The organism is Massilia sp. TWP1-3-3 (assembly GCF_049897805.1).
Taxonomy (GTDB): domain Bacteria; phylum Pseudomonadota; class Gammaproteobacteria; order Burkholderiales; family Burkholderiaceae_D; genus Telluria_A.
This window is the reverse complement of record NZ_JAFCWX010000015.1, coordinates 39,535-54,824: the sequence shown is the minus strand read 5'-3', so window position 1 is coordinate 54,824 and position 15,290 is coordinate 39,535. Positions and strand designations below refer to the sequence as shown.

General features: G+C 64.4%; 11 protein-coding genes. 6 read left to right on the top strand and 5 right to left on the bottom strand.

Translation table 11 applies throughout. From position 1 onward, the window contains the following. Positions 1-3: 3 nt before the first annotated feature. Complete coding sequence (locus ACP7D4_RS16265) at positions 4-1,401, bottom strand: amino acid permease (RefSeq protein WP_426210105.1); 1,398 nt, start codon at positions 1,399-1,401, stop codon at positions 4-6. Between the two features lie 578 nt (positions 1,402-1,979). On the opposite strand from ACP7D4_RS16265, the gene ACP7D4_RS16260 reads away from it, so the two are divergent. Continuing rightward, positions 1,980-3,296, top strand: coding sequence for a GGDEF domain-containing protein (locus ACP7D4_RS16260; protein ID WP_426210104.1), 1,317 nt, complete (start codon positions 1,980-1,982; stop codon positions 3,294-3,296). A gap of 120 nt (positions 3,297-3,416) precedes the next feature. After that, a complete protein-coding gene (locus ACP7D4_RS16255) occupies positions 3,417-3,893 on the top strand; it encodes a DUF1348 family protein (protein WP_426210102.1) in 477 nt (158 codons plus the stop codon). Between the two features lie 16 nt (positions 3,894-3,909). Here ACP7D4_RS16255 and ACP7D4_RS16250 read toward each other — a convergent pair whose 3' ends face one another. Beyond that, entirely contained in the window at positions 3,910-5,112 is a 1,203-nt protein-coding gene (locus ACP7D4_RS16250; protein WP_426210100.1) for a hypothetical protein, read from the bottom strand. A gap of 183 nt (positions 5,113-5,295) precedes the next feature. Then, positions 5,296-7,158: a dihydroxy-acid dehydratase gene (gene ilvD / locus ACP7D4_RS16245; RefSeq protein WP_426102255.1), complete on the bottom strand. Its 1,863-nt coding sequence runs from the start codon at positions 7,156-7,158 to the stop codon at positions 5,296-5,298. 132 nt (positions 7,159-7,290) lie between these two features. On the opposite strand from ilvD, the gene ACP7D4_RS16240 reads away from it, so the two are divergent. The 4 genes from ACP7D4_RS16240 (at position 7,291) to ACP7D4_RS16225 (ending at position 13,247) form a co-directional block, all read left to right on the top strand. Continuing rightward, positions 7,291-8,193, top strand: a complete 903-nt coding sequence (locus ACP7D4_RS16240; RefSeq protein WP_426210098.1) for a LysR family transcriptional regulator — start codon at positions 7,291-7,293, stop codon at positions 8,191-8,193. Between the two features lie 171 nt (positions 8,194-8,364). Beyond that, positions 8,365-10,032 (top strand): ShlB/FhaC/HecB family hemolysin secretion/activation protein, encoded by a 1,668-nt coding sequence (locus ACP7D4_RS16235; protein WP_426210097.1) that lies wholly within the window; start codon positions 8,365-8,367, stop codon positions 10,030-10,032. A 13-nt stretch (positions 10,033-10,045) separates the two neighbouring features. Then, a complete protein-coding gene (locus ACP7D4_RS16230; RefSeq protein ID WP_426210095.1) occupies positions 10,046-12,532 on the top strand; it encodes a filamentous hemagglutinin N-terminal domain-containing protein in 2,487 nt (828 codons plus the stop codon). Between the two features lie 22 nt (positions 12,533-12,554). Continuing rightward, positions 12,555-13,247 (top strand): hypothetical protein, encoded by a 693-nt coding sequence (locus ACP7D4_RS16225; protein ID WP_426102263.1) that lies wholly within the window; start codon positions 12,555-12,557, stop codon positions 13,245-13,247. Positions 13,248-13,262: 15 nt separating this feature from the next. Here ACP7D4_RS16225 and ACP7D4_RS16220 read toward each other — a convergent pair whose 3' ends face one another. Together ACP7D4_RS16220 and ACP7D4_RS16215 are read right to left on the bottom strand one after the other, a co-directional pair. Further along, positions 13,263-13,868 carry a response regulator gene (locus ACP7D4_RS16220; RefSeq protein WP_426102265.1) on the bottom strand — a complete coding sequence of 202 codons (606 nt, stop codon included), beginning with the start codon at positions 13,866-13,868 and terminating at the stop codon, positions 13,263-13,265. Next, complete coding sequence (locus tag ACP7D4_RS16215; RefSeq protein WP_426210093.1) at positions 13,865-14,884, bottom strand: sensor histidine kinase; 1,020 nt, start codon at positions 14,882-14,884, stop codon at positions 13,865-13,867. Before ACP7D4_RS16215 ends, ACP7D4_RS16220 begins: the two co-directional genes overlap by 4 nt. Positions 14,885-15,290: the final 406 nt, after the last annotated feature.

The following is a 15,290-nucleotide window of genomic DNA, read 5'->3' as shown; positions in this document are numbered from 1 at the left end:
CTCCTAGTCAGCCGGGTGCAAGACCGAATTGCGGCGCGAATAGCCGAAATACACGGCCAGGCCGATCACCAGCCAGACGCCGAACGCGATCCAGGTAGTCTGGCTCAGGAAAGTCATCAAGGCCACGCAAAAGACGATGGCCAGCGCGGGCAGATAAGGCACGCCCGGGCAGCGGAAGGCGCGGTGCAAGTCCGGGCGCTTTCTGCGCAGCACGATGACGGCCACCGATACCAGGCAAAACGCGGCCAGCGTGCCGATGTTGATCAGCTCGGCAAGCACATTGAGCGGCACAAAGGCGGCGATCAGGCCGAACACGATGCCCACGATCCAGGTCGCCAAAAACGGGGTGCCGTATTTCGGATGAATGACGGCCAGGCGCTTGGGCAACAGGCCATCGCGCGCCATGGCGAAAATGATGCGCGTCTGGCCGAACGCCATGACCAGAATCACGGTCGTCATGCCGACGATAGCGCCCAGGTCGACAAAGCCGGCGACCCAGTTTTCCTTGGCGTATTGCAGCGCCAGCGACACCGGATGGTCGACGCCGGCAAAGTTTTTGTACGGCACGATGCCCGTCATGATGGCCGACACCACCACATACAATACGGTGCACACGACGAGCGACCCGATGATGCCGATCGGCAGATCGCGCTCGGGCCGCTTGACTTCTTCGGCCGCCGACGTCACGGCGTCGAAACCGATAAAGGCGAAAAACACCAGCGCCGCAGCACTCATGGTCCCGCTCATTCCGAACGGCATGAACGGGTGCCAGTTGGCGGGTTGCACGTGGCGCGCGCCGACGAAAATAAACAGCAGCACCACGCTGATCTTGATGATCACCATGATGCTGTTGATGCGCGCCGATTCGCGCACGCCCCACGACAGCATGGCCGTCAAAACCAGCATGATCAGCATGGCCGGCAAGTTCATCACCGTTTGCACGCCGGGCAGCGCGCCGGGGGCCGCCGTGAGCGCCGTGGGCAAGTGAAAGCCAAAGCCGCCAATGAGCGACTGAAAGTAACCGGACCAGCCGACCGACACCGCCGAGGTGGCCAGGCCATACTCGAGCAGCAAGTCCCAGCCGATCATCCAGGCGACCAATTCACCCATGGTGGCGTAGCTGTACGTATAGATCGAGCCGGCCACCGGGACCGTCGAGGCGAATTCAGCGTAGCACAGCGCGGCCAGGCCGCAGGCGATGGCGGCGATGACGAACGAGAGCGTCAGCGCCGGACCGGCAGTGAGCGCGCCGGTGCCGGTCAGCACAAAAATGCCGGTGCCGACGATGGCGCCGATTCCCATCAATACCAGGTCGGCGGGACCCAGGACTTTTTGCAGGCCACCTGCGGCGCGGCTTTGGGCCACCATGTGGTCCAGGTTCTTGGTGCGGAAAAGGCTCATTGCTCGGTCTCGATCTCTGCTTGTCTCTGCTTGTTATTGTGGCGTGGGGGCTGTTGCAGCCGGCGAGTATGCTTGCGAGCGCCATTCTAACCTTGGAAACCTTGCACGAAAACCTTCCTGTGTGCAAAAAAGCGACGATCTTGCCCGCCGTGGTGCAGAAGGGGCAATAGCGCCACGTCGTCCTCGCGCACGAGGGTATCGCAAAACGCTGCCACTAATTGATGTAAAGGAGGGATTGGCATCTGTTCTATGGCTCCCCGCATTCGCGAGGACGATGTGGTTACGGTTTTCCAGTTCCGAAATGTCACGAATTTTGGTAGCCACTTAGTACCCAAACGTTTTGCAACACCCTTTCACGCAGGGCAGGCGCGCGCTGCGCCATCCAGGCGCACGCTCACCTTCAAGCCCGGTCCCGGGTCGCCACTCTCGAGGCCGCGCATCGAATCCTCTACCACGCCAGGCCCTGACACATTGCAATATTTGTTGCACTATGGTTCGCACTTGCGTACGCTAAGCAATAACTGATTGAGCGACGGCACCGGAAAGACCAATGGCATATGCGGCATTCCCGTGAACACATGGAACAGATGACACACTCTGCAAGAGTTGGTTACGCCATCGCATTCGTCGTCGGTTTGATCGTGCTAACGATTGCCTTACTTTTATGGCAGCATTTTGGCATGGATACGGTGTTGGAATTGTCCGTCGCCAACGGTCGCCAGCTGGGAGTCACCGCCCTCGACGATCGCCCCCAACAAGGTGAAAGCGTGGCAAAACTGACGCGTAGTGCGGATGCGCTCGTTCTCGATTGCGATTTGCGCCCCACCTTTCGACTGCCCTATTGCGGCTACCAGTTCAGTCTCAGTCGTGACGACAAAGGTATTGATCTCTCCAAATTTGACGCGATCAGTTTTGACCTCGACTACCAAGGCCCCGGCAAGCATTTGCTGCGCTTCTTCCTGCACGACTTCGAACCTGGCCGTTCCACCTTGCAGGACTTTATGTCCCAGAAGATCAGTGAAGTCCATATCTTCGACTTCCCCAGGCAAGGCACCGTGAAGATCCCGGTCACGCTTTTACGGACCGCGCCGTGGTGGATCGACATTCGGAACACACCGCTGTTGAACAATGAGATGCGCATCGATAACGTCACCGCGGTCGACTTACTGATCGGTGCCCCGGAGACGATTGGACAACATCATGTCACCCTGCGATCGATTAAGTTTCACGGCAAACTGATTCGTCAGAACAATCTGCTGCTGATCCTGGTAGCGATCTGGATTGTCTGCGCCCTTGCATGGCTGGCCAATGCGGTGATGCGCTACCGCGCCCAATTGCGCAGCACCAGCAGCCGGCTCGCCTTGCTCAGCCAGGTAAATAGCGCACTGGAACTGGAGACGCGAGAACTCGCTGGCCAGGTGTATTTCGACTCCCTCACCGGCGCACTCAACCGCGAAGGCTTGCGCGACGGCCTGATCAACAAGTGGCAATACAAGGGATCGCACAGCGAACCGATGGCGGTGCTGTTCATCGACCTTGACCACTTCAAGCGCGTCAACGACACGCACGGCCACGCGACAGGGGACGAAGTGCTGCGTACCTTCGCCGTGTCGGTGCAACGCGATATCCGCACCACCGACAAGCTGGTGCGCTGGGGTGGGGAAGAATTTCTGATTATTTGTCTGGGAACCGATGGCGTCGCCGCGCAGGGACTGGCCGAAAAATTGCGCGTCGCGATGCAAGGCCAGGTATGGCCGTGCGGCCTGCAGATGACGGCCTCATTCGGGGTCACGACATTGCAAGCGGGCGAAGATATCGGCGAAGCCATCAAGCGGGCCGACGGCGCACTTTACAGCGCCAAGGCGAGCGGCAGAAACTGTGTACAGTCTGCCTGACGCCACTGTGGTAAACATTCGCCAATCCCCGAATGTCGCGCGATGGCGCCGTGGCCACGCAAGCGGCAATTGCGTGGTATCTTTTCTGATATTAAAAACAACTTCATGATCAGGAAACGCATGGATACCTCCGCCGCCCGCCCACCCTGCCCGCCTTTTACCCGCGACAGCGCCATCGCCAAGGTACGCGCCGCCGAAGACGGCTGGAATACGCGCGATCCGCAGCGCATCGCGCCGGCCTATACCGCCGACTCCCGCTGGCGCAACCGCGCCGAGTTCGCGCTCGGACGCGACGAGATCATTGCCCTGCTTGAACGCAAGTGGCAGCGCGAACGCGACTACCGGCTGATCAAGGAACTGTGGGCCTTCACGGACAACCGAATTGCCGTGCGCTTCGCCTATGAATGGCACGACAGCGCCGGCAACTGGTTCCGCTCCTACGGCAATGAAAACTGGGAATTTGACGCCAGCGGCTTGATGCAAGTACGCCATGCCAGCATTAATGACCTGGCAATCGGCGAGGCCGAACGCAAGTTCCGCTGGCCCTCGGGGCGGCGCCCGGACGACTACCCTGGTCTGTCCGCGCTCGGCCTCTGATCGGGCCCGCCACCGGTTAGTGGCGCACCTTGAGCAACACCAGCCCGTGATTGGACACGGCAACGATCGATCCCTTGTTGTTGATCGCCAGCGCATGGGTCAGGCGCAGGCCAGGGTCGGCCGCGTACAGATGGTCGTTGAGGTCCACTAGGGCGCCGGCCAGCGTCCACGAAACGGCGCGTTCGCCGCCCGCGCCGGGCAAGTTGGAAGAGCCCACCACCACGCCGTCGGCATTGATCGCCACCGCTTCCGAGTAGTTGCCGCCAAGGGTGCCGATGTCGTGCATGAGCGCGCCGTCGTGCATGAACCCGTGGGTGGAGCCGATGCCGGTTGGCGACGAACTGCCCACCACCAGGCCCGCAGCGTTGATCTCCACCGCTTCCGAAAAATCCCCGCCCAGCGTGCCCAGGTCGTGCATGGCGCCGCCGTCATAGCGGTAGGCGTGCAGCTTGCCGTCGAGGTTGTCGGATCCGCCAACCACCTGCCCCGCATCGTTGAGCGCGCGCGCATACGAACGGGCGCCGCCCAGGGTGCCCAGGTCATGCAGGGCCGGGCCGCTGGCGCTGTCGTAAAGAAAGGCGTGCAGCGTTCCGGCCACTTCGGAGGTGCCCGCCACCATGCCGGACACGTTAATGTCGAGCCCTTCGGAACGGGCGCCGCCCAGCGTACCCAAGTCGTGCAGCACGCCGTCGTACTGGTAGGCGTGGGCCGCGCCGCCAAAGGTGGCAATCCCCGTGACCTTGTCGCAGTCGCTCACCGCTCTGGCCTGCGAAAACGGGCCCGGTGGCGCGAGCCGGTGCAAGGCGCCGTCGTAGCGGAAGGCCTGGGGAATGTCGCGCGAGGGCCCGAGCGCCCAGCCGGCGACATGGCCGCAGCGGTTGATGCCGAAAGCTTGCGCACTGGCCCCGCCAAAATCGCCCAGGTCGATCAGGCGGGCGCCGTTGTGCAGGAATGCGCGGCTGGGGCCTGACGGTTTGAAGATGATGCCGGCAACCATGTCGTATTCGTTGATGCCAGTCGAGGTCACGCGGATCAGCGCGGCCGGGTCGTCGATCAGCGGCACCACGTCGTAGATGACGCCAGGTGCCGGGTCGGGCGGCGGCGGCGGGTAGTGGTGCGAATGCCCGCTGCCGCAAGCGCCCAGCAGGGCTGCTGCGGCCACCGCAATGGCTGTTGAGAAAAAGTTGCGAGGTTTGAGTGTGGCGAACGATGTCAACATGATGATCTCCTGGACTGTACGTGACCGAGTCTAGGCGTCTGAGTTGGCATTCGCACGCTAATGAACAGTTCGCTTGTGTGCGCTCAAGCAGATCGATTCCTACCATCTAGAATGCAGCGAGGCATCCATAAAATGGCGCGCTCCCGGGCACATCAGGCCCGGGCCGCAAGACGTCAATATTCCCTACCGCTTCAGTTGCGACAAGTCACGCACGGCGCCGCGATCGGCCGAGGTGGTCAGCGCGGCGTAAGCTTGCAAGGCTTGCGAAACGTAGCGCTCGCGCGCCACCGGCTTCCAGGCGGCGTCGCCGCGCTCATCCATCGTGGCGCGCCGGTGCGCCAGGTCCTCGAAGCTCACGCGCAAGTTGATGGTGCGCGCCGGAATGTCGATATCGATCATGTCGCCCTCTTCCACCAGGCCGATCGCGCCGCCTTCGGCCGCTTCCGGCGAGGCGTGGCCGATCACCAGGCCCGACGAGCCGCCCGAAAAACGCCCGTCCGTAAACAGGGCGCAAGCCTTGCCCAATCCCTTCGACTTGATGTACGAAGTCGGGTACAGCATTTCCTGCATGCCAGGGCCGCCTTTCGGTCCTTCGTAGCGGATGATGACGACGTCGCCCTCGTGCACGGTGTCGCCCAGGATTGCTGCAACCGCATCGTCCTGGCTTTCGAACACGCGCGCCTTGCCGCTGAACTTCAGGATGCTCTCGTCCACGCCGGCGGTCTTGACGATGCAGCCATTTTCGGCCAGGTTGCCGTACAACACAGCCAGGCCGCCATCTTGCGAATAAGCGTGTTCCTTGTCGCGGATGCAGCCGTTGCTGCGGTCCATGTCGAGCGAAGCGAAGCGCTCGGACTGCGAGAACGCGGTCTGGGTCGGCACCCCGCCCGGTGCGGCCCGGAACAGGTCGAGCACGGCCGGATCGGTGCTGCGCGTGATGTCATTGTGCTCGATGGCGTGGCCCAGTGTCTTGGCGTGCACGCTGTAGACCGAGGTGTCGAGCAGGCCGGCGCGCGCCAGTTCGCCCAGGATGGCGCTGATGCCGCCGGCGCGGTGCACGTCTTCGATGTGGTACTTGTCGGTCATCGGCGCGACCTTGCACAGGCACGGCACGTGGCGCGAAATGCGGTCGATGTCGGCCATCTTGAACTCGACCTCGGCTTCGTGCGCGGCCGCCAGCAAGTGCAGCACGGTGTTGGTGGAGCCGCCCATCGAGACGTCGAGCGCCATCGCGTTTTCAAAAGCAGCCTTGGTGGCAATATTGCGCGGCAGGACAGTCGCGTCGTCCTGCTCGTAGTAGCGCTTGGCCAGCTCGACGATCAGCCGACCGGCGCGCAGGAACAGTTCCTTGCGGTCCGAATGGGTGGCGAGGACGGTGCCGTTGCCCGGCAGCGACAAGCCGAGCGCTTCGGTCAGGCAATTCATGGAATTGGCGGTAAACATGCCGGAGCACGAACCGCAGGTCGGGCATGCCGAGCGCTCGATTTCGGCCACGTCGGCGTCGCTGACGCTGCTGTCGCCGGCCTTGATCATGGCGTCGACCAGGTCGAGCTTGATGATCTTTTGCTTGCCGTCCACCACTTTGAGCACCTTGCCCGCTTCCATCGGGCCGCCGGAGACAAACACCACCGGGATATTCAGGCGCATGGCCGCCATCAGCATGCCGGGCGTGATTTTGTCGCAGTTCGAAATGCACACCATGGCGTCGGCGCAGTGCGCGTTGACCATGTATTCGACCGAGTCGGCGATCAGGTCGCGCGAGGGCAGCGAGTACAGCATGCCGCCGTGGCCCATGGCGATGCCGTCATCGACGGCGATGGTGTTGAATTCCTTGGCCACGCCGCCGGCCGCTTCAATCTCGCGCGCAACCAGCTGGCCCAGGTCCTTCAGGTGCACGTGGCCGGGCACGAACTGGGTGAAGGAATTGACGACGGCGACGATCGGCTTGTCGAAGTCGCCATCCTTCATCCCGGTGGCGCGCCACAGGGCGCGCGCGCCGGCCATATTGCGGCCGTGGGTGGTAGTGCGTGAACGGTAGGTCGGCATGGTCTCTCCTGAAAAGGCGAACGAATAAGACCAGTAGTGTGCCGCGCCGGCCACGAGTTGTCCAATATATGATTTAATGGCCTGTCATTCTTTTTGCGTATCACCGCCAATGCTGCAGACAAGTCCACAGACATGACCGCCACCATCGAACTGCGCCAGTTGCGCTACTTTGTCAGCGTTGCCGAGGAACTCCATTTCGGGCGCGCCGCCGCGCGCCTGCACATGACGCAACCGCCGCTGTCGCAAACGATCTTTGCGCTCGAGGCCGCGCTGGAAGTGGCGCTGTTCGAGCGCAACCGGCGCGGCGTTGCGCTCACCACGGCGGGCGCCGCCCTGCTGCCGGAGGCGCGGCGGCTGCTGGCGCACGCGGGCGAATTGCCCGAGCTGGTGCAGCGCGCCGCCTCGGGCGCGACCGGCAAGCTGGTGCTCGCCTTTGTCTCGTCAGCCGACTACAGCGTGCTGCCGCCCTTCCTGCGCGCCTACCGCGCCGCCTTTCCGCACGTGCAGATCACGCTGCGCGAAGCCACGTCCGACCTGCAACTGGACGACTTGATGAATGGGCGCATCGATGCCGGCCTGGTGATCGCGCCGCTGCCCGGCAAGGCCAGGACCGAGCTGGACTACCTGCCGGTGCTGAGCGAGCCGCTGATCCTGGCCGCGCCCGCGGGCCTGGCGGCGCTGCGCGGCAAGCGCGAGGCCGACCTGCGCCTGATGCCGCCGCTGCCGCTGATTATTTTTCCACGTCCGATTTCGCCCAGTCTGTACGACGCCATCCTGGCCGTGTTCCGCGCGGCCGGCATCACGCCTGCCATCGGCCAAGAGGCGATCCAGATGCAGACGATCGTCGGCCTGGTCTCGGCCGGCATGGGCATCGCCCTGGTACCGGAATCGGTGAGCAAGCTGCGCCGTCCAGGCGTGCAATACCGGCCGCTGGCGCAGTCAACGCCGCTGGTGGAGACGGGACTGGCCTGGCGGCGCGACAACAGCTCCCCAGTACTACAGGGTTTCCTGGAATTGATGCGCAAGACGCTCTGATGATCCAGCCTTGAATATGTTGCACGATAACAACGTTCGTAACATTTTTTGACGGTATTTGGTCGCTGTTCGCGACGAGTGCGTGCCAGCGAACAGAACGCCACTATCTCAAGCGTAAGCTTCAATTTAGGAAACGCATCGATCTGGATGCGCCCATTGAGGATTGTGATTATGTTACCAAGTAAATTAGTACCGCTGGCGCTGCTGGCCCTGAGCCAGGCGGTTGCCGCCCAGAGCACGCCGGGCGCCGCCGGCCAGTTTCAGCAAATCCCCCCTGCCCCTGTCATTCCCAAAGCCGCGCCCGCTTTGCGCATCGAACACAACAGCGCCGCGGCCACGCCGGGCGCCGATGAAATCAAGTTCAAAGTCACAAGCCTGCGGGTGAGCGGCGCGCGCGCATACGCCGAGCGCGACCTGGTCGCCCTTAGCGGCTTTCGCGCCAATGTCGATGTCTCGATGGCCGACCTGGTGCGCATGGCCGCCAGGATTGCCGACCGCTATCACCGCGACGGCTACCTGCTGGCCCAGGCTTATTTGCCCGCGCAAGACATCAACAATGGCGCCGTCACCATCGCGGTGCTCGAAGGCACGTATGGCAAGGTCACCATCCGCAACCGCAGCGCCCTGTCGGACCGCGTCGTCCAACGCCAGTTGGAAGGATTGCGCAGCGGCGACACCGTCACCCGCGCGCCGCTCGACCATCGCTTGCTGCTGCTGTCGGACAACCCGGGCGTCGATGTCAGGTCGACCCTGGTGCCGGGCGCGTCGGTCGGTTCATCCGACCTGATCGTCGATCTGGCGCCCGGGCGCCGCCTGTCGGGCAGCGTCGAAGCGGACAATGCCGGCAGCCGCTACACCGGGCAATACCGGGCCGGCGCCACGCTCAACTGGAATGAACCGCTCGGCATCGGCGACGTGGCCAGCCTGCGCACGCTGACCTCGGGCAAGGGCCTGAACTACGCGCGCGCCTCGTACCAGCTACCCATCGGCAAGGTAAAGGCCGGGCTTGCCTACAGCAAGCTGCGCTACGAACTGATCGAGGAATTCGCGCCGCTGCACGCGCACGGCACCGCAGAGATCGCCAGCGTCTTCGCCAATTACCCGCTGCTGCGCACGCGCAACACCAATTTGAACGTCCAGCTTGCCTACGACGACAAGTCCTTCCGCGACCAGATCGACGCCACCGGCGCGCTTGGCGAAAAAGGCGCCAAAGTGCTGATGGCCAGCCTGTACGGCGACCATGGCGACGCCTTCGGCGGCGGCGGCGCGAACACATTCGCCCTCACCGTGTCGAGCGGCACGCTCGACCTGCAAACACCGTCCCTGCGCGCGCTCGACGCCCAAAGCGCCCGCAGCAACGGCGGCTATGCCAAGCTCGCTTTCAGTGCCAGCCGTGTGCAGCGCGTGACGGACGCGCTATCGCTGGCGGCGGCCATCAACGGCCAGGTAGCGTCCAAGAACCTCGACGTTTCGGAAAAAATGGAACTGGGCGGCATGCACGCGGTGCGCGCTTTTCCGGAAGGCGAGGCTTACGCCGACCAGGGCTACGTGCTGAGCGTCGAAGCGCGCCTGTTGCTCGCGCCCTTCACGCCAAATCAGCGCAGCCAGGTACAGGCGCTCGCCTTTGTCGACAGCGGCACGGTCGAGCGCGACCACCAGCCATGGTCCGACGCGCCCAACCGGCGCACGCTGAGCGGCGCCGGGATTGGCCTGGTCTGGTCCGAGAACGCCAACTTCCTGCTGCGCGCCTACTACGCGCGCAAGCTTGGCAGCCAGATGGCGACCTCGTCGCCCGACAAGCCGGGCCGCTTCTGGGTCCAGGCCGTGAAATATTTTTGATTAGGTAACGATTATGAACGCCATCTACAGATCCATCTGGAACGCCCGCCATGGCACCTTTGTCGCCGTTTCCGAAAACGCCGGCTGTGCCGGCAAGGCGGCATCGTCTTGCACCAGCGGGCGCGGCGGCGCCGCGCGCCTGACGCTGGGCATCATGGCAGCTTCCGTCGCCCTGGCGTGCTCGGGCACCGCGCTGGCCGCGCAGCCCACCGGCGGCGTGGTTACCGCCGGCAACGCCCAGATCAACAGCAACGCCACCGGCATGCTGATCAATCAAACCACCAACAACGTGGTGATCGACTGGCAAAGCTTTAACATCAGCGCCGGGCAGAGCGTGCGCTTCGTCCAGCCGGGCAGCAGTTCGGTTGCGCTCAACCGCGTGCTGGGCGCGGACCCGTCCAGCATCCTGGGCAGCCTGAGCGCCAACGGCAAGGTATTCCTGGTCAACCCCAACGGCGTCCTGTTCGGCCGCGGCGCATCGGTCAACGTGGGCGCGCTGGTCGCTTCCACGCGCGACATCGGCAACGCCGACTTCATGGCCGGCAACTACCACTTTTCGGGCGGCGCCGATGGCGCGGTCGACAACGCGGGCGCCATTCACGCCGCCGACGGCGGCTACGTGGCGCTGCTGGGGGCAAAGGTCAGCAATGGCGGGCGCATCGAAGCGAACTTCGGCACCGTGGCGCTGGCGGCAGGCAACGCGCTGACGCTGGAACTGTCGGGCGACCAGCTGCTAAGCGTGGGCGTGGACCAGGGCGCGGTGCGCTCGCTGGTTCAGAACGGCGGGCTGATCCAGGCCGACGGCGGCCGCGTGCTGTTGACCACGCAAGGCGCCGGCAACTTGCTGCAAAGCGCCGTCAACAACACCGGCGTGATCCGCGCCCAGCACCTGGAGAACCACGACGGCGTCATCCGCCTGATGGGTGACATGCAGTCGGGCACGGTCAACCTGGGCGGGACGCTCGACGCGAGCGCCCCTGGCGGGGGCAATGGCGGCTTCATCGAAACCTCGGCCGCCCATGTGCAAGTGGGCGCCGATGCCAGGGTCAGCACGGCCTCCGCGCTTGGGCGCGGAGGCAACTGGCTGATCGACCCGCAAGACTTCACCATCGGCGGCGGCGCCACCGACAATATTTCCGGCGCCACCCTGTCGGCTTTGCTGGTGACCAACAGCGTGACCATCAGTACGGCCACCGGTCCTGACACGATTGTGCCCGGCACGCCGCCCACGTCATTTCGCAATACGGCGATGAATGGCAATGGCGACATCAACGTCAACCAGGCCGTCAGCTGGACCGCCAGTTCCAGCCCGACCACGCTGACCCTGAACGCCGAGCGCGACGTCAACCTGAATGCGGCCGTGACGGCCACCAACGGCAACCTGCAAGCTTGCTGCGGACGCGACGTGAACGTCAACGCCGCCATCACCACCGTCAACGGCAGCGCATTGCTGGGCGCGGGGCGCAACCTGAACCTGAACGCGGTGGCGGCCATGACGACCACGGACGGCAACTTGATGCTATGCGCGGGTAACGATATCAATATCGCCGCCAAGATCACCTTGACGCGCGGCAGCAGCATTCCCGCGCAAAGCCTGAACCTGCCGCTCGGACTGGTCATCGCAGCCGGCAACAACGGCACGGGCGTGGGTACGGTGATCTTTTCGCCGCTGGCCCCCGCTGCGCCAGTCACCGGACCCAGGGCGCCGGTACGCGTTATCTACAACCCCACGTCGTACGCCACCCCGACCAGCTACCTGCCCCATTTCACGCTGACCGGAGGCGCTACGCTCACGCAGCAGATGCTGGTATTTGCCGCCGGCGGCGACAAAACCGCGAACGGATCCACCGCCACCACCTTAAGTTCGCTCAAAGGCAATCCGGCGGGCGTGAGCCTAGTGGCGGGCGCCGGCAGCGCCGCCAATTTCAATGACGCCAACGTTGGCGTAGGCAAGACCATCACCCATACCGGCTACAGCCTAGCCGGCGCCAGCGCCAGCAGTTACGCGCTGCCCGTGTCCTGCTGCGGTCCGATCGTTGGCCGCACCACCGGCACCATCCTGGCCGCGCTGGTGGTGCCGCCGGTGGTGGTGCCGCCGGTGGTGGTGCCGCCCGTGGTAGTGCCGCCCGTCGTGGCGCCGCCGGTCGTGGTGCCGCCCCCGGTGCAGATGCCTGTTCCGGCAGGCCTGCCACTACCGGGCGAAACACCGTTGCCGACCGAGGTGCCGCTGCCGCTGGAAGTGCCTTTGCCAATCGAGCAGCCAGGCGCAACCCAGGTCGCGCCGCCGGTCGAAGTGGCGCCGCTCGCCCTCACGCCACCGCCGCTGAGCGCACCGGCCCTGCTGGTAGTCCCCCGCCCGACCGGCGCGCCGCCGCAATTGGTGCGCCCGCCAGTTGATGTGCCGCCCACCTTGGTCCAGCCGCCGGTAGACCTGCACCCGGCGCCCCCGCCGGACTCGGAAATCGTGCCCAAGCGTCCGCGCAAGCAGGACCGCAACTAGCATGCGGCGAATGCACAACGCTATGAGCACGCCTCGACAGCGCTCGCCGCTGCGCGCTGCATCCTTTGCCGTGGCTGCGGCGCTGATGGCGTCCGTGCTGGGCGTATCCCCGGCGGCAGCGCAGACCGGTGGCGCGCCGGCTCATGCACCGGCGCAGATCGACTTCAAAAGCGAAGCGGCCTCGCAGGATGCAAGGCAGATGGCGCAATGGATACTCGACGCGGGCAACAACCACAATCTGTCGTTCATGATCGTCGACAAAAAGGAGGCCAAGGTCTTCATGTTCGATCCCGGCGGGCGCCTGCTCGGCGCCTCGGCGGTGCTGCTGGGCGCGGCCATCGGCGACGACTCGGCGCCCGGCATCGGCGAGCGCAAATTGTCGTCTATTTTGCCCGGCGAACGCACCACGCCGGCGGGCCGCTTCGTCGCCGCGCTCGACCATAACATCGGCGGCAAGGACATCCTGTGGATCGACTATGCGAATGCGATTTCGCTGCACCGGGTCGTGACGGGCAATGCCCAGGAACGGCGCACGCAGCGTCTGGCTTCGTCACCCACGTCCGACAACCGGATTTCCTACGGCTGCATTAACGTGCCGCCCAAGTTTTTCGACAAGGTCGTCATGCCAGCCTTTCACCAGACCAACGGGATTGTCTATATCCTTCCCGAAACACGGCCCATCGCGGCGGTGTTTGCCGGGTTCGGCTCCCGCTAGCGCGCTCAGCGCTGCTTACAGCCATCCTGCATCGCGCGCCAGCCGGAACGCTTCGACCCGGTTGCGGGCATTGAGCTTGCTGATCGCCTCCGACAGATAATTGCGCACCGTTCCTTCCGACAGGCTGATCAGCCTGGCGATATCGGCACTGCTCTTGCCCTCGCCCGCCAGGCGCAGCACCTGGCGCTCGCGCTCGGTCAGGGGATCCTCGCCCCCGCTCCAGCTCTCCATTGCCAGTTCGGGCGCCACCGCGCGCCCGCCCCCGTGCACGGTCCGGATTGCGCCCGCCAGCGCGTCGGCCGGCGCATCCTTGAGCAGGTAGCCGCGCACGCCGGCCGCCAGCGCGCGCCGCAGGTAACCGGCCCGCGCAAAGGTTGTAACGATCACCACCTTGCAACCGAGCCCCTCGGCGGCCAGCGCGGCGGCCAGTTCGAGCCCCGTCATCAACGGCATTTCGATATCGGTGAGCATGATATCGGGCGCCTGCGCGCGGCACAGCGCCAGCGCCTCGCGTCCGTTGCGCGCGGTGCCCACCACCGATATATCGTCCTCCAGGCCCAGCAAGGCCGCCAGCGCGCCCAGCACCAGCGCCTGGTCTTCGGCGATCACAACCCGTATCATGGCTGCGCTCCCGCCGGCAGGCGCAGTTCAAGCGCCAGGCCGCGCCCGGCCGTCAGCGCCAGCTGGCCGCCGATGGCCAACACGCGTTCCTTCATGCCGCTCAAGCCGTTACCGTGTTTCAGCGCCGGCGCGCCCTCATTCATCACGCCATTGTCGGCGATGCGAAAGACGATCATGCCGCCCTCCAGCGCCAGCGAAATGGCGCAGCTGGTCGCGCCTGCATGACGGATGATATTCGTGACAGCCTCGCGCAGCGCCAGCGCCACCACGTTTTCGACCGCCGCCGGCAGCGGCATGCGCGCCACGTCCTCGGTTAGCGCGATCCCCGCCGCAGCCAGGCCGGCCCGCGTGCTTGCCAGTTCGTGGGCAAAGCCGGTAAGGCGGTAGCCGCTCACGGCCGCGCGTACCTCGGCCAATGCATTGCGGGCGCCGCGTTCGATGTCGGCAATTTCGGCCTTGCATGCATCAAGGTCCCGGTGAGCCAGTTTGCCGGCCAGCTCCGCCTTGAGCGTGATGAGCGAGAGCGTGTGGCCCAGCAGGTCATGCAAGTCGCGCGAGATGCGTTCGCGCTCGGCGATGGTGGCCATGTGTTCCACTTCTTCCTGCTTGCGCAGCAACTGGGCGCGCGAGCGGCCCAGCGTGGTGCTCATCACGGCGGCCACGCCGACCGGCCCGCCGATTGCCAGCACCGGGATCAGGAACTGCACCGGGTCCTCGGCCAGCGTGAACGCTGTTAGGGCGCCCAGCGCCACCACACACAGCACGGCGAAGTAGGCCAACCTTGGCCGCATGATCCCGGCGCACATGCCCGCCGCGAGGATGAAAAACGTGCCGCTAAAACCGTTGAACGGCGCCCATGCGGCGCCGATCAGGCAACTGGCCGCGGCCAGCGCCGCGCTTCGCCAGTCCTGCACCCAGTGGCTGGCAAAATACAGCGGCACAAACCAGGCGATGGTCAGCGCCATTGCCGCCAGCTCAAACGCAGACGCCGGGAAAATGACATATTTCCAGAGCACGAACAACAACGAAAATGACCACAGGTAAGGCTCGTTCCCCTGGCCTGGCGGAACCCAGGGCCAGGCTATGAAAGCGCGAAGTTTCTTCATTGTTGGTTCAAAACCCTATTCGTTAAGCAAATACACATCGGCAATCCGGACAGCATGGTTGTCCGGCGCAGATGCGGCGATTCTACGGAGGACGACAAGAACGGACAAGATGTAAACAACATGGTTTGGGAATGACAATTGTCATGTGGGTTGAAAGATTGAACCAGCGTAGACAGTCTGCGAGTGGGCGACCCGGCATCGCGCGCTAGTCGAGCCAAGACGAAATTATGGCTGAAGACATGTCGCCGCGAAAACAGCTTTGCACACGCCAATTACCACTTGGCAATCGCCGGCCCGGTCGCGCTCTCCCAACGCA

Coding starts and splice junctions, on each gene's coding strand:
- ACP7D4_RS16265 (WP_426210105.1), bottom strand. CDS start 1,401: ATGAGCCTTTTCCGCACCAAGAACCTGGACCACATGGTGGCCCAAAGC.
- ACP7D4_RS16240 (WP_426210098.1), top strand. CDS start 7,291: ATGACCGCCACCATCGAACTGCGCCAGTTGCGCTACTTTGTCAGCGTT.
- ACP7D4_RS16255 (WP_426210102.1), top strand. CDS start 3,417: ATGGATACCTCCGCCGCCCGCCCACCCTGCCCGCCTTTTACCCGCGAC.
- ACP7D4_RS16220 (WP_426102265.1), bottom strand. CDS start 13,868: ATGATACGGGTTGTGATCGCCGAAGACCAGGCGCTGGTGCTGGGCGCG.
- ACP7D4_RS16225 (WP_426102263.1), top strand. CDS start 12,555: ATGAGCACGCCTCGACAGCGCTCGCCGCTGCGCGCTGCATCCTTTGCC.
- ilvD (WP_426102255.1), bottom strand. CDS start 7,158: ATGCCGACCTACCGTTCACGCACTACCACCCACGGCCGCAATATGGCC.
- ACP7D4_RS16250 (WP_426210100.1), bottom strand. CDS start 5,112: ATGTTGACATCGTTCGCCACACTCAAACCTCGCAACTTTTTCTCAACA.
- ACP7D4_RS16235 (WP_426210097.1), top strand. CDS start 8,365: ATGTTACCAAGTAAATTAGTACCGCTGGCGCTGCTGGCCCTGAGCCAG.
- ACP7D4_RS16260 (WP_426210104.1), top strand. CDS start 1,980: ATGGAACAGATGACACACTCTGCAAGAGTTGGTTACGCCATCGCATTC.
- ACP7D4_RS16230 (WP_426210095.1), top strand. CDS start 10,046: ATGAACGCCATCTACAGATCCATCTGGAACGCCCGCCATGGCACCTTT.